The organism is Agrobacterium genomosp. 13 str. CFBP 6927 (assembly GCA_900012615.1).
Lineage (GTDB): Bacteria > Pseudomonadota > Alphaproteobacteria > Rhizobiales > Rhizobiaceae > Agrobacterium.
On sequence record LT009757.1, the window covers coordinates 1,073,947 to 1,090,595 of the forward strand.

General features: G+C 58.3%; 14 protein-coding genes (1 of these 14 running past the window's edge). 6 read left to right on the forward strand and 8 right to left on the reverse strand.

Annotation, left to right across the window (positions count from 1 at the left end):
* Window positions 1-146: 146 nt before the first annotated feature.
* Together repB and repA are read right to left on the reverse strand one after the other, a co-directional pair.
* Complete coding sequence (gene repB / locus AGR13A_RS19250; protein ID WP_080838694.1) at window positions 147-1,160, reverse strand: plasmid partitioning protein RepB; 1,014 nt, start codon at window positions 1,158-1,160, stop codon at window positions 147-149.
* Window positions 1,157-2,371, reverse strand: coding sequence for a plasmid partitioning protein RepA (gene repA, locus AGR13A_RS19255; RefSeq protein ID WP_080838696.1), 1,215 nt, complete (start codon window positions 2,369-2,371; stop codon window positions 1,157-1,159). Before repA ends, repB begins: the two co-directional genes overlap by 4 nt.
* 428 nt (window positions 2,372-2,799) lie before the next feature.
* Here repA and AGR13A_RS19260 point away from each other — a divergent pair, with 428 nt between their 5' ends.
* The 4 genes from AGR13A_RS19260 (at window position 2,800) to AGR13A_RS19275 (ending at window position 7,558) form a co-directional block, all read left to right on the forward strand.
* Window positions 2,800-4,185 (forward strand): FAD/NAD(P)-binding protein, encoded by a 1,386-nt coding sequence (locus AGR13A_RS19260; protein WP_080838699.1) that lies wholly within the window; start codon window positions 2,800-2,802, stop codon window positions 4,183-4,185.
* Window positions 4,186-4,491: 306 nt separating this feature from the next.
* A complete protein-coding gene (locus tag AGR13A_RS19265; protein WP_035225248.1) occupies window positions 4,492-4,887 on the forward strand; it encodes a RidA family protein in 396 nt (131 codons plus the stop codon).
* A gap of 32 nt (window positions 4,888-4,919) precedes the next feature.
* On the forward strand, window positions 4,920-6,008 hold the full coding sequence (locus AGR13A_RS19270; protein ID WP_080840331.1) for a D-TA family PLP-dependent enzyme: 1,089 nt from the start codon (window positions 4,920-4,922) through the stop codon (window positions 6,006-6,008).
* Window positions 6,009-6,079: 71 nt separating this feature from the next.
* Window positions 6,080-7,558, forward strand: a complete 1,479-nt coding sequence (locus AGR13A_RS19275) for a M81 family metallopeptidase (RefSeq protein WP_080838702.1) — start codon at window positions 6,080-6,082, stop codon at window positions 7,556-7,558.
* A gap of 11 nt (window positions 7,559-7,569) precedes the next feature.
* Here the strand turns inward: AGR13A_RS19275 and AGR13A_RS19280 are convergent, their stop codons facing one another.
* From AGR13A_RS19280 to hutI, 6 genes are all read right to left on the reverse strand, one after another.
* Window positions 7,570-8,139, reverse strand: coding sequence for a HutD/Ves family protein (locus AGR13A_RS19280; protein WP_080838705.1), 570 nt, complete (start codon window positions 8,137-8,139; stop codon window positions 7,570-7,572).
* Between the two features lie 48 nt (window positions 8,140-8,187).
* Window positions 8,188-9,189 (reverse strand): alpha/beta fold hydrolase, encoded by a 1,002-nt coding sequence (locus AGR13A_RS19285; protein WP_308400302.1) that lies wholly within the window; start codon window positions 9,187-9,189, stop codon window positions 8,188-8,190.
* A gap of 245 nt (window positions 9,190-9,434) precedes the next feature.
* The gene (gene hutU / locus AGR13A_RS19290; RefSeq protein WP_080838709.1) at window positions 9,435-11,108 is read right to left on the reverse strand and encodes a urocanate hydratase; all 1,674 of its coding nucleotides are present in this window, start codon (window positions 11,106-11,108) and stop codon (window positions 9,435-9,437) included.
* A gap of 11 nt (window positions 11,109-11,119) precedes the next feature.
* Window positions 11,120-11,920 carry an N-formylglutamate deformylase gene (hutG, locus tag AGR13A_RS19295; protein ID WP_080838712.1) on the reverse strand — a complete coding sequence of 267 codons (801 nt, stop codon included), beginning with the start codon at window positions 11,918-11,920 and terminating at the stop codon, window positions 11,120-11,122.
* A 1-nt stretch (window position 11,921) separates the two neighbouring features.
* Window positions 11,922-13,457: a histidine ammonia-lyase gene (gene hutH, locus AGR13A_RS19300; RefSeq protein WP_080838714.1), complete on the reverse strand. Its 1,536-nt coding sequence runs from the start codon at window positions 13,455-13,457 to the stop codon at window positions 11,922-11,924.
* Entirely contained in the window at window positions 13,454-14,713 is a 1,260-nt protein-coding gene (gene hutI, locus AGR13A_RS19305; RefSeq protein WP_080838717.1) for an imidazolonepropionase, read from the reverse strand. Before hutI ends, hutH begins: the two co-directional genes overlap by 4 nt.
* A gap of 116 nt (window positions 14,714-14,829) precedes the next feature.
* On the opposite strand from hutI, the gene AGR13A_RS19310 reads away from it, so the two are divergent.
* Together AGR13A_RS19310 and hutC are read left to right on the forward strand one after the other, a co-directional pair.
* Window positions 14,830-16,176: a formimidoylglutamate deiminase gene (locus tag AGR13A_RS19310; RefSeq protein ID WP_080838719.1), complete on the forward strand. Its 1,347-nt coding sequence runs from the start codon at window positions 14,830-14,832 to the stop codon at window positions 16,174-16,176.
* Between the two features lie 48 nt (window positions 16,177-16,224).
* Window positions 16,225-16,649: the 5' portion of a histidine utilization repressor gene (gene hutC, locus AGR13A_RS19315; protein ID WP_167377596.1), read on the forward strand. Its footprint extends 301 nt past the window's final position; 425 of the gene's 726 nt are visible here — the first part of the coding sequence; the start codon lies at window positions 16,225-16,227; its stop codon lies off the right edge, out of view.

Sequence of the window (16,649 nt, forward strand, 5' to 3'; positions counted from 1 at the left end):
GAAAAATTCGATGCCAAGACTCTTGACTATGATTCGCGGAAATGAGATTCTTTGGGTGCTTAGATCAAAGAAAGGCTTCCGTGCGGCAACGTTCGGGGGCTTTTTTCTTTTGTGATGCGTCTCCTGTTAGTCGTTAGATTTAGAAATCACTGTTTGGACCGGTATTCGGCAAACAGCGCCTGAAGATGTTCAAGAACGAAATCGGCAAATTCCGGCGCCTCGTTCTTGTCGATGGATATGTCCAGCTTGCGATCGCTCTCCACGACCTTTGCAAGACGGCTGCCGCTTTCGGATGACCAGACACCGGTCTTTTTCGCCTGTGCCTTTGGCTTCAGGAAATCCAGAAGCGACTTGAAACGCTCTTCGGATGAAAGCGCGGCAACCGAAGGTTCCCTGACATAAGCGCGCGCCGCTTCCTTGACCTGCGATGATGAGAGTTGATCGGCCAGATCCATCCAGTTGCGGCGGCCGACGCTGGGGGCCGGACCGATCAGATCCACCAGATCCTCCGGAATGCGGCCGACAACCGACAGCATGTTGGAAAGGTCACCCTTATGCAGCGACATTGCCGCCATGATCGTGTCCCGGGGAAACCGCATCTGCAATTTCTGCGCAAACCGCGCCTTTTCAATATAGGTGAGGTCGCGGCGTTCGTTGTTTTCCTGTCCCTGGGCAACGACGAGCTGTTCGTCGCTGAGATCGCGAACGACGGCTTTGACGGGAATACCAAGGCTGGAAACGGCACGCAGACGGCGATGACCGAAAGCGACCTGATAACGGCCCGGAAAATCGGGATGGGGGCGCACCAGAATGGGGACCTGCTGGCCCTGCTCACGAATGGCTTCCACCAGACCTGCATCCGCCTCTTCCGAGGCTGGCATGCGATCGGGAATGAAGGACGGATCGATATCGGCGGGGCTGAGGGAAACGATCGTCAGGCCCTCTGCAAGCTGCCTTTCGATCTCTTCAGCACGCTTGGCGCGTTCGGATACTTCGTTCAGCGACTGGCCGATCATACCGACCGGAGAATTGACGACATCCGTCACCAGTTCTGGAGAACCGAGGATAGGGCGGATGCGTGGTCGCGACCGCTCCGGGGCAGCATCATTATTGTCGGTGCCCGGCGTGCCGAGATTGGCGAAAATCTGTTTTCTGCTCATGCTGCCCTACCCCACGCTTTCTTAATCAGTCCTTCAATTTCACCGTTGACGTTGTTCATGGCTTCAAGCGCGCGATCATAGGTCGAGCGGGTGAATTGTGTTCTTTCCACTTCAAACAGCGTCTGGTTGGTCAAACCGGCATCCGAGACGGCTGTGCTCTTCAGCATTGGGTGAATGAGGACGTTTTCACCGAAGATAGAGCGCAGGAAAGCGACCATCTGGTTTTGCGGACCGTCGCTCGGTTCAAAACGGGTGATGAGATAACGCATCCAATTATAGTCGGACCGTGCGCCGGCCCTGCCGATTTCCGCGAGAAGATCGCCCGTCATGGCAAGAAACTGGTTCATGGACATCACATCCAGCATTTGCGGATGAACGGTGACCAGAACCGATGTCGCGGCCGTCAATGCTGAAAGCGTGAGGTAACCGAGCTGTGGCGGGCAATCGATGACGACGACGTCGTAGAAGTTCTGAGCCTGGGCGATTGCCTGGCCGATACGGGCGAAGAAAAGCGTATCGCCCGGCGCCCGGCGCATCAGTGCGCGCGGCGTGTCGTGCTCGAACTCCATAAGCTCCAGATTGCCTGGAACGATATGAAGGTTGGGAATATAGGTGCCGCGAACGATCTCAGCCATTGGCCGGCGCTCATCATCGTAACGGATCGCGCCATAGAGTGTTTCGTTCGGCCCGACATCAATCTCCGGCTGGTGGCCGAAGAGCGCGGATAGACTTGCCTGCGGGTCGAGATCGATGGCGAGCACGCGGTAGCCGCGAAGCGCCAGATATTGCGCCAGATGCGCGGATGTCGTCGTCTTGCCCGAACCACCTTTGAAGTTCATGACGGCGATGACCTGCAATTCTTCACCGTCGCGACGATGGGGCAGGTAGCGGCGTGTGCCACGTGCGCCCTGATCGAGAAGCCGTCTGATCTCATCCATATCCTCGACCGAATAGGAGCGGCGGCCGGAAGCCTGCGCCGCATCCAGCTCCGGACGCTCGGCAGCGATCTGGCGAAGATAAGCTTCGCCGATGCCGATAAGCCGGGCAGTTTCAGCAGGCGAGAAATGGCGCATGCTCTTTTCGGTATGGGGTGAAAACGTATTTGCGTTATGCGCCTGCAATTGGGCTGACAACGCAGCCGAATGCTGTTGTATAAGGCCCGTTAGGTCGGGTGCCCCTGCAGCAAGTCTTGAGTCGGCACTCTGTGTCATTTGTCTTCTTTCGCTCGATATTGCAGTAGCGGTTTTTTTCGAAAAAGGCGGTTTTTTCCGCAACTGAGATATAAGCGCCGATTCTCTTTTTGGCGCAATAGGCTTTTTTCTCAGATGCAAAAGAGCCGCTAAGGCATTGTGGAAGAATCAGATTTGCCTTTTATGACAGTTTGACGGTTAGCCGCGGCTAACTTGGCATCCTCTTGATGCAATCAGGCAAGTTTTTCTCACTATTCCGGCTCGGCGAGGGCGGTGGGGGAGAAAGTTTGCCGCGGCTAACTTTTGCATCTCCATGCAAATCGACCAAGACTAAGGACGTAAAGTGAAGGGTGGACATTCGCAGGTGTTTAATCTCTACTCCCTGACTAGGGTATCAACGAGGTCGCCACCCATCGACCATGTTCATGCTGTTGAGGTTGGAGGAATAAATGTCCTATGATGTCGCTATCGTCGGGTCCGGTTTCTCGGCCATCTGTACTGTCGCACATCTTTTATCCTTGCTGCCAGCGGATGCTTCTGTTGCCATTGTTGGCGACGAGTCGGATTTCGGTCGCGGCACGGCCTATCGCACGGAGCTGCCCTATCATCGATTGAATGTGCCGGCAGGGCGAATGAGTGTGTTTCCGGATCGGCCTGATGACTTTCTTGACTGGTTGACCGGAAACGGGATCGGGCAGGATCCGTTGTTGTTTGCCTCGCGCGGGGACTACGGTCTCTATTTAAGAGACAGGCTGGCCTCGTTGCTGCGTAGCAGGGACCAGCGGGCACGGGTAGATTTCATCCGCGCAAAGGCCTCCGCCTGCCTGCCGGATGGTGAAGGCGGATTTTCCTTCACCCTGGAGAATGACGAAACATTGCGCGCGCAGAATGTTGTCTTATGCCTGGGTGTTGGCGCCGCGGGTTTGCCGGTGCAAACCGTCGCGAGAGAGGAAGAGAGGCTGCCGCGCATCATTGGTCATTGCTGGCAACCCGGATGGCTGTCGAGAGTGAAGGCGGGAGATCGCATCTGTATTCTCGGCTCCGGTCTGACGATGATCGACCAGGTTCTGACCCTGCGGGGAAAAGGCCATCGCGGTCCCATTCATGTTCTCTCTCGACGCGGTTTGGTACCGCACCCTCACGTCAGCCCGCCACTTGCCGCTACTATTCCGCATTTGCCGGAGAGGTCGACGGAAATCAGTCGCCTGCTGCAATCATTGCGCAAGCAGGTGAGAGACGGCGCGCCATGGCGTACAGTGATGGATGGCTTACGACCAAGGACACAGGCGTTGTGGCAGGACCTGACAGCTGAGCAGCGCAGCAGGTTTCTGCGGCATGCTTTACCCTGGTGGAATATTCATCGGCACCGTATCGCGCCTGAAGTACACAAGGCCTTTGAGAAGCTCCTCGCTGAGGGCGTTCTTGAAATTCATGCAGGTTACCTGGGCTCTCTCGAGGAGCAGGATGAAGGGATCACCGTCTCTTATCGCCGCAGGCATACGCAGATCGTCAAGGAGTTTCAGGTCGACTGGGTCGTCAATTGTACCGGTATGGAGCGAGCAGGGATTGGCCATTCACGTCTTCTCGAAACCATGCAGGGTGATGGCGTCCTTCTCCTCGATCCTCTTGGGCTAGGAGTCGAGGTTGATGCCCAATCCCGTCTGGTAAGGGCGGATGGGCAAAACTGGTCAGGCCTTTTTGCCGCCGGCGCGTTGACGGCGGGTCGCTTCTGGGAGATTACGGCCGTTCCGGATATTCGTGTACAGGCTCAGAAAATTGCTGAGGCTGTGACGGAAAGAATAACGTCTAACGGACGGATGTCTGCGCTCGGTTGAGGTCAGTACACAGGTCGGCCGTGAGTACTTTGGGACTGTAATTGCGACACTCAATGTTCATTGGATTGTGAAGTTTGCCGCGGCAAACTTTCACGTCTTATTGCAGCGGATCCATTGTTTTGGTTGGTTGCCGTCCAGATTGACTTCATACGGAGGCCCCACGTCAAAAGGATGCGCGCTGTCCCGTTGCGGATATGATATTTACGTATTTGCTAAATAATTTACATCACTTGTGGAATATAGCCGTAAAACAGGCTATAAAACCGAAAAAATGTGTAACTGATGAAAATTATTTGCGAGGCATCTATGGAAAAGCAAAGACTGGTACGGTTCGAGGCGGCAGATAGCCAGGCGGGCGGCCAGCGCCGCCCCTTCGCCAAAGCCGTCAGGGCAGGGGATTTTGTCTATGTGTCCGGTCAGGTGCCGACCGTCGATGGTGAGGTCGTGACCGGCGGCATCGTGGCGCAGACCGAGCAGGTCGTGGCCAACATCAAAGCTGTTCTGGCACTCGCCGATTGCACGCTCGCTGATGTCGTCAAGGTTAATGTCTGGCTCGATGATGCGCGTGACTTTTCGAGCTTCAATGCTGTTTTCCAGAAATATTTCATCGATCATCCGCCGGCGCGATCAACCGTTCAGTCGCCCCTTATGGTCGATGCCAAGGTGGAAATGGATGTTATTGCCTACAAGCCGCTGGCTTGATGCCCGATATTTCTGATTTTTGAGAGCATATGATGACCTATCCCTGGCCTGATGAAGGTACACCACTCGACGCCATTTCGACACCAATGCCGGTGATCGACGAGGACCGGCTTGCTGCCAATATTCTCAAGGCGCAATCCTATCTCAACGGCCATGGCAAGGCTTTCCGTCCCCACATCAAGACGCACAAGATACCGTCTATCGCGAGACAGCAGCTTGAGGCCGGCGCCATCGGCATCAATTGCCAGAAAGTCAGCGAAGCGGAGGTTTTCGCGGATGCCGGGTTTGACGATATCCTGATTACCTACAATATCATCGGCCCGGCAAAACTTGCGCGGTTGCAGGCGCTCAACGCCCGTATCGGCGGACTGAGCGTTGTTGCCGATAGCGCCGTGACGATTGCCGGACTTGCCGGAACATTCAATGCGCAAAGACCGCTTGCGGTGCTCGTGGAATGCGATACGGGCGGAAAGCGCTGCGGTGTGCAGACCCCGCAGGCCGCATTGGAACTTGCTGAAAAGATCGTCGCGGCACCGGGTCTCGAATTCAGGGGCATTTTGACCTATCCAGCCCCGGGCGGGGCGGAAAAGGTGGAAACCTTTATCAGCGAGACCATGGCGTTGCTGGCGGCAAAAGGTATCCACTGCCCTGTCCGTTCAAGCGGCGGCTCGCCGGATTTCTTCTCCGCTCACCTCGTTCCTTCCGCGACCGAGTACCGGGCGGGCACCTATGTCTATAATGACCGTTCGATGCTGCGTGCCGGACATTGCACCGCCGGCGATCTGGCGATGCATGTCCTTTCCACCGTGGTATCGAGACCCACAGCCGATCGCGCCGTACTTGATTGCGGCTCGAAAGCCCTGACCTCCGATCTTCTGGGTTTCAGCGATTACGGGATGATCGAGGGATATGAGGGCGCAAAAATCATCTCGCTTTCGGAAGAGCATGCGGTCGTCGATTTGTCGGCCTGCGGCTCGGCCCGGCCTGAAATCGGTGACGTCGTCAGGGTCGTGCCGAACCACACCTGTGTCGTCAGTAATCTTTTCGACCGCATGGTTTTCCATCGGAATGGTCTGGTGACGCGCGTGGAGGAGGTCGCGGCACGCGGCACTGTCTGGTAATATTACCCGGCTAATTAAAATGGGGAACGGGTGCTGCTGACAGGCGGGCACCGGCAAAGAGAATCACAGTCATGCGCATATTCACGGCATCGCTTGCCACCGAGACCAACACGTTTTCACCCGTTCCGACGGATATGGATGCTTTTCGCGCCGCCTTTTATGCCGGGCCGGGCGAACATCCGGAAACGCCGACACTCTGCTCCTCGCCGGTGCCAATCCTGCGCCGCCGTGGCAAGGCGGAAGGGTTCACGGTTATCGAGGGAACGTCCTGCTGGGCGGAGCCGGCTGGACTCATTCAGCGCCAAACCTATGAAACGCTGCGCGATACCATTCTTGCGGAGCTTACGGCGGCTTTGCCGGTCGATGCCGTGGTTCTTGGCCTGCATGGCGCCATGGTGGCGCAGGGTTACGACGATCCGGAAGGCGATTTCCTGTCGCGCATCCGGGCGCTTGTTGGACCGGATGTGTTGATAGCGGCGGAGTTCGATCCCCACAGTCATTTAACGGCTCTGAGGGTCGCCAATCTTGACATCATGGCAACGTTTCTGGAATTCCCGCATACGGATTTCGAAGAGCGTGGTGAGCATGTGGTGGATATGGCGCTGCGGACCCTGCGTGGAGAAATCAGGCCGGTTATCTCCACTTTCGATTGCCGGATGATTACGATTTATCCCACCAGCCGTGAGCCGATGCGGTCTTATGTCGACCGCCTGAAGGCATTGGAGGGCAAGGATGGCATCCTTTCCGTTTCGGTCATTCACGGGTTTATGGCGGGTGATGTACCGGATATGGGCACACGCATAGTCGTGGTAACCGATAATGACAGGCAAAAGGGCGACGCGCTGGCCGAAAAACTCGGCCATGAGCTTTATGCCATGCGCAAGCTGACGGCCATGCCGATGCTCGATACGGAAGCCGGTCTGGACAAGGCCCTTGCGATCCGCGCCAACAATCCGGATATGCCGGTGGTGATTTCGGATATATGGGACAATCCCGGCGGCGGCGTTGCGGGGGACGCGACCTATATTCTGAGGCGCATGGTGGAGCGCGGCATGGACAAGATCGGCGTTGCAACGATCTGGGATCCGATTGCCGTGTCGTTCTGTCATGCGGCAGGTGAGGGCGCCGAAATCGATCTGCGCATCGGCGGCAAATCCAGCCCTGAAGGCGGTGAGCCGCTGGATTTCCGGATAAGGGTGATGCGCACTGCGGAAGCGGGCTGGCAGAGTTTCCGCAACAGCCGCGTCACGCTCGGCCGTGCCGCCGTTGTAAGGCCGGTTGGAACAGAGATTGATATCATTCTCATTACCAGCCGTACGCAAACTTATGAGCCGGATATCTTTTCCAATCTCGGCATCGATTTTGCCGCGAAAGACGTTCTCCTGGTGAAGTCCACCAACCACTTCCATGCCGGTTTTGCGCCGATTGCTTCAGAGATCGTTTATATCGCCGCGCCCACATCCTATCCGACCGATCCGGCAAAAACAGCCTATCGCAAGGCAAGCCTGCAGCTCTGGCCAAGGGTTGCAGACCCGCTGGGGCTGGATTGAGGCTGCGGGCTTCAGGCCCGCTGCAGCGTAATCAGAAAGAAAGTGCTTTCATCATGCCCGGCCTCGATGGTGAAGGGCATGTTGTTCTCCATGAAAATGCCATCCAGCCTATCCAGCCGGACAAGCTCGTTATTGACCGAGATTGTCACAGGATCGAGTGCGAGAACCAGCCTTGTGCCCACTTTCGCTTCGGCCGAATAGCTGCCGGTTAGCCTCTGGACGCTGTGGGTGAAGGATGAGCGACGGGTCATGACGTTCAGGTCGACGATTGCACCATCCATCAGGGTGGCATCCACCGGAACATCCGCGGCGAAGGGCAGGGGCGTGCTCTTCGCTGTCAACGGCATCGGCTCCTGCCCCGCAATCGCAAGTGCCATGCCGTTACCTTTGATAATCGCAAGCGTACGGTCTATGCCGGGGAAGCTGGAAAACGGTCCATCCTGAGCAACGGTCGCCATGCTGATGCGCCAGTCAAATGCATCGACGGAAGCGCCAGGCGGGTGGATGGCAATTTCCACCGTAACGCCGCCGCCGTTTTTCCACGGCATGGTCTTGTATTCGGAAGCGCGTAGTATTTTCATGTGATATCCAAAATCAGTCTTGGTGGATCAGGCGACAGAAGATTGTCATCAGCGATCATTCTCGATGCGCTGCTCAAGCATTCTCTGGGCCGCTTTTAGATCGGACCGCCGGCCGGCGACCTTTTCGATGGCGGCAATGGCAAGGTCGCTGGCGACATAATCGGATTTATGCCCGAGATTATGCACGACGATCAAAGTGGAGCCGCTGATATCTCTGGCGAGATGGCGGGAATGCACGTCCGGCGAGACGATGGTGTCCGTATCTCCCGTTATGATGACAGTCGGCGCCTTGATGCGCGGATACTCCAACGAAGCTTCACGCGCCCATTCATTGAGGGCCGCGACCTCCTGGGCGTTGTGCCGAAAGGCCCTGGGTCGCAGGGCCGCGACGGCATGTGTCGCCTCCACATAATCGGCAGGCCTGTGGTTGGGTGCAAAAACGCCACGTGTTGCCTGGTCCAGCGCCAGAAGACCGGCCGGCGGAGCAATGAAGGTACTGAAGAGCGGGCCGCTGAATGGCGCATTTGCCGCCGTATAATACCAGGCAATTCCGCCTTCCCACGGATAGACGGCGGGAGACAGGAATACGAGGCCCGCAACCATGTCCGGATGACGCACCGCAAGTGATGCCGCGATGGCGCCGCCAAAGGAATGACCGACGACAATGGCTCTAGGCACGCCGCGTTTTTTCATAAGCTGTGCGATGGCGTCGGCTTGCCCGTCCGGGAGAATATTTCTCTTGCCGCCAATGTCCGAGTTGCCGTGCCCCGGCCTGTCGACAAACAGCAATTTTGCCCGGCCTCCAAGCTTTTCGAGAAACGAAAACATCGGATCGTAAAGACTGGCGCTCGCCCCGTGGATAAAGAGGATCGGCGGGAGTTCTGCTCTCTTTCCGGCTTCGACCAGCACGCTGTTCAGTTTGTAGCCGCCAACGTCGATCCGTACGGGCATGATGGGCTGCTTTTCAGACGCCATGGCATGGTTGGCGGATACCGGGAGAAGCGCTCCAAACAGAAGAGTAAAGGCAAGCGGAAGGAATCTCTGCGCCATTCGTCGATCTACCATGTCCTTCATGCCCGCCCTCACGGTTAGCGCGGCTTTCCAACGAGCATAAAGCCAGTCGGTTAAAAACAGCAACGAGCAAAGCCGCAGACAGAGCAGAAGTTCCACGGGCCGCCGATGCGGCGTTGGAACTGATCATTCCCGGCGATTCGCTAATGTGGGATGGGCGGAGCGCGGCCGTCCTCTCCAATCGAACAAGCGGCGCAGTTTTCTGCCTGCGCCGCTTTGTCTTTTTAGTTCCCGAGAATTCCAGGCAGACGCAGGCCCTGTTGTTTCGCGCAATCGAGGGCGATCTCGTAACCGGCATCGGCATGCCGCATGACGCCGGTTGCCGGGTCGTTGAACAGCACGCGTTCAAGCCGCCTGGCCGCATCATCCGATCCATCGGCGCAGATGACGACGCCCGAATGCTGGGAAAAGCCCATGCCGACGCCGCCGCCGTGATGCAGCGATACCCAGGTCGCACCCGATGCCGTATTGAGCAATGCGTTGAGCAGCGGCCAGTCGGACACGGCATCCGAGCCGTCCTGCATCGCCTCGGTCTCCCGGTTCGGCGAGGCGACCGAGCCGCTGTCGAGATGATCTCGGCCAATGACGATCGGAGCCTTCAGCTCGCCGTTCCTGACCATTTCATTAAAGGCAAGCCCGAGGCGGTGACGGTCGCCAAGCCCGACCCAGCAGATGCGGGCCGGAACACCCTGGAAAGCGATGCGCTCGCGCGCCATGTCCAGCCAGTTATGCAGGTGTTTGTTATCCGGCAGCAACTCCTTCACCTTGGCGTCGGTCTTGTAGATGTCTTCCGGATCGCCCGAAAGAGCCGCCCAGCGGAACGGGCCGATGCCCTTGCAGAATAGCGGGCGGATATAGGCCGGCACGAAGCCGGGGAAAGCGAAGGCGTTTTCAAGACCCTCATCCTTGGCGACCTGACGGATGTTGTTGCCGTAGTCGAAGGTCGGGATGCCCATGTCCTGGAAGGCGATCATCGCTTCGACGTGGTCGCGCATGGAGGCGCGGGCGGCCTTTTCCACCGACTTTGGATCGCTGACCCGCTTTTCTTTCCACTGGCCCATGGTCCAGCCTTTTGGAAGATAGCCGTTGATCGGGTCGTGGGCCGAGGTCTGGTCCGTGACCATGTCAGGGCGGATGCCGCGGCGGACCATTTCCGGCAGGATTTCGGCGCAGTTGCCGAGCAGGCCGACGGACTTGGCTTCACCCTTCTTCGTCCAGCCGGCGATCATGTCCATGGCTTCGTCCAGCGTTTCGGCCTTCTCGTCGAGATAGCGGGTGCGCAGGCGGAAATCGATCGAATCCGGGTTGCACTCGACGGCAAGGCAGGATGCGCCGGCCATCACGGCTGCGAGCGGCTGGGCGCCGCCCATGCCGCCGAGGCCGCCGGTCAGGACCCACTTGCCCTTGAGGTTGCCGTTGTAGTGCTGATTGCCGGCTTCGACGAAGGTCTCATAGGTGCCCTGCACGATGCCCTGGGTGCCGATATAGATCCACGAGCCGGCGGTCATCTGGCCGTACATGGCGAGACCCTTCTTATCCAGCTCGTTGAAATGGTCCCAGGTCGCCCAGTGCGGCACCAGGTTGGAATTGGCGATCAGGACACGCGGCGCATCCTTGTGGGTGTGGAAAACACCGACCGGCTTGCCCGACTGCACGACGAGCGTTTCATCCTCGTTCAAATCCTTCAGCGTCGCGACGATACGGTCGAAATCGGCCCAGGTTCGGGCGGCGCGGCCGATGCCGCCATAGACGACCAGCTCATGCGGGTTTTCCGCCACGTCAGGATCGAGATTGTTCATCAGCATGCGCAGCGGCGCTTCGGTCATCCAGCTCTTGGTGTTGAGCTCAATGCCCTTTGGCGCGCGGACGTCGCGGATGTTGTGGCGCGGATTGTTCATGTGATTTCCCCTTATCCTTTTGTCGCAAGCGCGAAATTTTCGAGACGTGTCAGAATGGTCTTGAGATGGCCGCGCAGGCGTTCGGCCTTTTGCACGTCATAAGCAAAGGGCGGCGTCTCGCTGACAAGATGGGTGGATTGGGCCAGTTCCATCTGAATGGCGTGCACACCGGCTTCCGGCTTTCCATAATGGCGCGTTGTCCAGCCGCCTTTGAAACGCCCGTTCAGAATGCTGTCGTAACCCTCTGCGGCAGCGGTCACTTCCACGGCTATTTTTTCGATGGCCGGGTCGCAAGTCCTGCCCATATCGGTGCCGATATTGAAATCAGGCAGCTTGCCTTCAAACAGGAAGGGGATATGCGAGCGGATCGAATGGCAGTCATAGAGGATGGCTATGCCGTGGATTGCCTTCACCCGTTCGATTTCCGCCGCCAGCGCCGCGTGATAGGGCGCGTGAAAGGTTTCCAGTCGGGCGGCGATATCGTCCTGATCGGGTTCCTGTCCCTCATTCCAGATCGGCTTGCCGTCGAAATCGGTGTCCGGAACGAGGCCGGTGGTGTTTTGCCCCGGATAGAGGCTGACGCCTTCAGGATCGCGGTTGGCGTCGATCACGTAACGATGAAAGGTGGCACGGACCGTCGTTACATCGGGGAGCAGGCCCGCATAGAGGTCATGAATATGCCAGTCGGTATCGGCGAGTACCCTGCCATTGTCATTCAGGCGTTGCCAGATTTCCGCGGGAACATCTGTGCCGGTATGGGGCAGGCCGAGAATGACCGGCGATGAGCCTTCTTTAATGTCGAAGACGCGCATCTTACACCTCCAGCTTCGGCAGGATGCCTTCCGAAATAACGGAAACCAGAGCGCCGGTGGCGATCAGATCGGATGCCGCCTTCAAATCCGGCGCCATATAACGGTCCTCTTCAAGCGAAGGGATCGCCTGACGCAGCGCGGCGATTGCCTTTTGCAGCTCGGGGCTGGTTTTCAGCGGTCCGCGCAGCTCGACACCCTGAACGGCCGAAAGCGCTTCAATGCCAAGGATGGCAAAAAGATTTTCCGTCATGGGCAGCAGGCGGCGTGCGCCATGGCAGGCCATGGACACATGGTCTTCCTGGTTGGCAGAGGTTGGCGTCGAATCCACGGAGGCCGGATGCGCCATCTGCTTGTTCTCGCTCATCAGCGCGGCAGACGTGACTTCGGCGATCATCAGACCGGAATTGAGCCCCGGTTTCTTCGAAAGAAAGGCGGGCAGACCATAGGAGAGGGCCGGATCGACCAGAAGCGCCACGCGGCGCTGCGCAATCGCGCCGATTTCGCAGATGGCGAGCGCGGTCTGGTCGGCAGCAAAGGCCACCGGTTCGGCGTGGAAATTGCCGCCGGACACGACGGAATTGTCGGAAAGCACCAGCGGATTGTCCGTTACCGCATTGGCTTCGATTTCAAGCGTGCGGGCCACCTGTCTCAGAAGATCGAGGCAGGCGCCATCCACCTGTGGCTGGCAACGGATGCAATAGGGATCCTGAACACGCTCGTCACCCTCGATATGGCTGACACGGATTTCGGATCCTTCCAGCAGGTTACGCAGCGCAGCGCCCGCATCGATCTGGCCCTTATGGCCACGCAATGTGTGAATGTCGGGATGGAAGGGGGCGGAAGAACCCATGGCGGCATCAGTGGACAGCGCGCCGGTAATCAGTGCCGCCTGTGCCGCGCGGTGGGCGCGGAAAAGACCGGCGAGCGCCAGCGCCGTTGAGGTCTGCGTGCCGTTGATCAGCGCCAGCCCTTCTTTGGCGGCGAGAACGACCGGGGTCAGCCCGGCTTTGGTGAGTGCTTCGCCGGCGGGCAGAAGCGCTCCTTCATAAAAGGCCTCGCCTTCGCCCATCATTACGGCGGCCATATGGGCAAGCGGCGCGAGATCGCCGGAGGCGCCAACCGAACCCTTTTCCGGGATAGAAGGGATAACACCCTTTTCCAGCATGCCCTCGATCAACCGCACCAGCTCGAGCCGTACGCCGGATGCGCCGCGACCGAGCGAAATCAGCTTCAGCGCCATGATCAGGCGCACGACATTTTCGGGAAGTGGCGCGCCGACGCCGCAGCAATGCGACAGGATGAGGTTACGCTGCAGCGTTGCCACATCGGCTGCGTCGATCTTGATGGAAGCGAGCTTGCCGAAACCGGTATTGATGCCATAGACCGGCGCATTGCCGGCTGCGATCTCGGCAATGCGTGCCGCCGCCTTTTTTATGCCGGCATCGAACGAGCGGTCGAGTTTGGCTGTGCCGTTGTCCCAGTAGATCGCGGCAAGTTCGGCAAGGGTGACGTTGCCGGGGTGAAGCGTGATAGTCATGGGTAAACCTTCTGTCCCTTAAAGATGCGGGCATGGAGCGGATTAAAACCGATGCGGTAGACAAGCTCGGCCGGGCGTTCGATGTCCCAGATGGCGAAATCGGCAGATTTTCCCGCTTCCAGCGTGCCTGTTTCGGCAAGCAGGCCAAGCGCCTTTGCGGCATTGCGCGTCGCCGCCGTCAGGCACTCTTCCACCGTCATGTGGAAAAGCGTAGCGCCCATATTCATGGTCAGCAGCAGGGATGTGAGCGGCGAGGTGCCGGGATTGCAATCGGTCGCAAGGGCGATATCGGCGCCCGCGTCGCGGAGCGCCTGAACCGGAGGAGCCTGTTTTTCCCGGAGTGCGTAAAAAGCGCCGGGCAGAAGCACGGCGACCGTTCCCGCCGTCGCCAGCGCCTTTGCACCCGCTTCATCAAGATATTCCAGATGATCGGCGGAAAGTGCGCCGTAGGATGCCGCCAACGCGGTGCCGCCGAGATTGGAAAGCTGTTCGGCATGCAGCTTGACCGGAAGCCCCAGCTGTTTTGCCTTTTCGAAAACCCGGGTCATTTCCTCGACGGAAAAGGCGATACCCTCGCAAAAACCATCCACCGCATCCACCAGCCCCTCGGCCTGGGCCTTGTCCAGCCCAGGTAGAACCACATCCGTAATATAATCGGCGTTGCGGCCCTTATATTCGGCGGGTGTCGCATGCGCGGCGAGATAGCTGGTGACGATCCGCACGGGACGCAGGGTCTCGAGCTTGCGGGCGACGCGCAGCATTTTCAGTTCGGTTTCGATATTGAGACCGTACCCGGATTTGATTTCGATGGTTGAAATGCCCTCGGCCAGCAGCGTGTCGAGGCGCGGCAGCGCCTGCGCAAGCAGGGCGTCTTCCGAAAGAGCGCGCGTATCACGCACGGAAGACACGATGCCACCGCCGGCTTTGGCGATTTCCTCATAGGTCGCACCATTCAGCCGCATCTCGAATTCCATGGCGCGATTGCCGCCGAACACCAGATGGGTGTGGCAGTCGATCAAGGCCGGGGTGATCCAGCGACCGTCGCAGTCGATTGTCTCGTCGGCCGTGGACACTTCGGCGGGCAGGTCGCTTTCAGGCCCGGCAAAAACAATGCGGCCGTCGCGCACGGCAATGGCGGCATTTTCGATTGCGCCGATGCCCTCCATGGAAGGGTTGAATGTCGCGAGCCGAGCATTGCGCCACAGTGATGTGACGTTTTCCGGCGCCATTCCCTTTGTAGATTTGTTCCCTAACATTTGCTTTTCGCCTTTCTTTTATGCGTCAAATGTATATACATAATAATGAGCTTGGCAAGCCGCAATTTCGTGTTTGAAACGGGCCTTGCCGGAAGAGACCAAGAGGAGAGGGTGGCATGACGGCAATTCACGCGGGCGCAGCGCTTCTGAATGACGGGTGGGCGCAGGATGTTCGCATTGTTTGCAGGGACGGCGCTGTCTTATCGGTCGAAACCGGCGTTTCCCCGCGGCCGCAGGATGAGCGGCATGCTGTCATCGTTCCGGCCATGCCCAATCTCCATAGCCATGCCTTTCAGCGGGCCATGGCCGGTCTCGCTGAAATTCGCGGACCTGCCGACGACAGTTTCTGGAGCTGGCGCACCGTCATGTACAAGTTTGCGCTGTCGATGACGCCTGACCATGTCGAGGCGGTTGCCGCCCAGCTCTACATGGAAATGCTGGAGGCCGGTTTCGGGCGGGTCGGTGAATTTCATTATCTGCATAATGACAGGGACGGCTCGCATTACGGCAACATCGCCGAAATGGCCGAACGCATTGGTGCGGCGGCCGCGCAAACGGGGATCGGCCTGACATTGCTGCCAGTGTTTTACGCGCATTCAGGTTTTGGCGGCCAGATGCCGATCGACGGGCAGAAACGCTTCATTCATTCGCTCGATAGTTACGAAAGGCTGATGCACGGCGCACAAGCGGTCGTAGATGGGCTGCCGGGTGCTGTACTCGGCATCGCTCCGCATAGCCTGCGCGCCGTGACCGGCGAAGAGCTGGCGGCGATCGAACATTTGGCAAAAGGTGGCCCGATCCATATTCACGTTGCGGAACAGGTAAAGGAAATCGAGGATTCGCTCGCCTTTTCCGGCGCACGGCCGGTGGAGTGGCTTCTGGAGAATGCGACCGTCGACGATCGCTGGTGCCTTATCCATGCAACGCATATGACCGAAGCCGAAACGCGCCGCATGGCCAAAAGCGGCGCCATTGCCGGTCTCTGCCCTATCACCGAGGCCAATCTAGGCGACGGCATTTTTCCCGCTCCGGATTTCATCGCGCAGGGGGGGCATTACGGTGTCGGTTCCGATTCCAATATTCTGATTTCCGTGCCGGAAGAATTGCGGATGCTCGAATATTCGCAGCGCCTGTCGCTTCGGGCGCGCAATGTCATTGCCGATGCCGGCCGCTCCACGGGTGAAAAACTCTTTCGGCAGGCACTTGAAGGCGGTAGCAGGGCGCTCGCATCGCGACATGAAATCGAAGAGGGGAAAAGCGCCGATTTTATCGCGCTTGATGTCTCGGCTGTTCCCTATCTTCCGGCATCACAGATTTTGGATCAGTGGATATTCGCGAGTGGCGTCCAGATTGATTCCGTCTGGGTTCGCGGCAAAAAACTGGTACAATCGGGCCGGCATCTCCAGCGCCATGAAATATCGGAACGTTTCAACAAGGTCATGGCCGAACTTGTCGAGAGCTGATATGCGCTCGGCAGGAACAAGATCGAGCCGTCGGAAGGCATTGCGGACGTGACGAAAGCATTGGCCGGGCAAACCCTGCACCAGCGTATCCTCAGCGAGATCGAGGGCCGGATCGTGTCGGGAGAATGGCCGCCGGGTCATCGATTGCCTTTCGAGATCGATCTCGCCGCCCACTACGATTGCTCGCGCATGACCGTCAACAAGGTCATGGGCCAGCTCGTGAAAGCCGGTCTGATTGAGCGCCGCAAGAAATCCGGCAGTTTCGTTCGCCAACCGCAGATTCAATCCGCGGTTCTCCAAATTCACGATATCCGTGCCGAAGTCGAATCCCTCGGTCTCGAATATGGCTTTAAGGTCCTGAAGCGAACGCAACGTGCGGCGAAGCGCGAGGATCGCGCAAGCCTCGATGCCGCCATCGATACATCGCTGCTCGATATCGTCTGCATCCATTTTGCCGGCCCAAGGGAATTCTG

What these genes read in the sequence shown, in the direction of transcription:
- AGR13A_RS19310 (WP_080838719.1), top strand. Translation starts at nt 14,830, where the DNA reads ATGACGGCAATTCACGCGGGCGCAGCGCTTCTGAATGACGGGTGGGCG.
- AGR13A_RS19260 (WP_080838699.1), top strand. Translation starts at nt 2,800, where the DNA reads ATGTCCTATGATGTCGCTATCGTCGGGTCCGGTTTCTCGGCCATCTGT.
- AGR13A_RS19280 (WP_080838705.1), bottom strand. Translation starts at nt 8,139, where the DNA reads ATGAAAATACTACGCGCTTCCGAATACAAGACCATGCCGTGGAAAAAC.
- hutG (WP_080838712.1), bottom strand. Translation starts at nt 11,920, where the DNA reads ATGCGCGTCTTCGACATTAAAGAAGGCTCATCGCCGGTCATTCTCGGC.
- hutU (WP_080838709.1), bottom strand. Translation starts at nt 11,108, where the DNA reads ATGAACAATCCGCGCCACAACATCCGCGACGTCCGCGCGCCAAAGGGC.
- hutI (WP_080838717.1), bottom strand. Translation starts at nt 14,713, where the DNA reads ATGTTAGGGAACAAATCTACAAAGGGAATGGCGCCGGAAAACGTCACA.
- repB (WP_080838694.1), bottom strand. Translation starts at nt 1,160, where the DNA reads ATGAGCAGAAAACAGATTTTCGCCAATCTCGGCACGCCGGGCACCGAC.
- repA (WP_080838696.1), bottom strand. Translation starts at nt 2,371, where the DNA reads ATGACACAGAGTGCCGACTCAAGACTTGCTGCAGGGGCACCCGACCTA.
- AGR13A_RS19285 (WP_308400302.1), bottom strand. Translation starts at nt 9,189, where the DNA reads ATGGCGCAGAGATTCCTTCCGCTTGCCTTTACTCTTCTGTTTGGAGCG.
- hutH (WP_080838714.1), bottom strand. Translation starts at nt 13,457, where the DNA reads ATGACTATCACGCTTCACCCCGGCAACGTCACCCTTGCCGAACTTGCC.
- AGR13A_RS19265 (WP_035225248.1), top strand. Translation starts at nt 4,492, where the DNA reads ATGGAAAAGCAAAGACTGGTACGGTTCGAGGCGGCAGATAGCCAGGCG.
- AGR13A_RS19275 (WP_080838702.1), top strand. Translation starts at nt 6,080, where the DNA reads ATGCGCATATTCACGGCATCGCTTGCCACCGAGACCAACACGTTTTCA.
- AGR13A_RS19270 (WP_080840331.1), top strand. Translation starts at nt 4,920, where the DNA reads ATGACCTATCCCTGGCCTGATGAAGGTACACCACTCGACGCCATTTCG.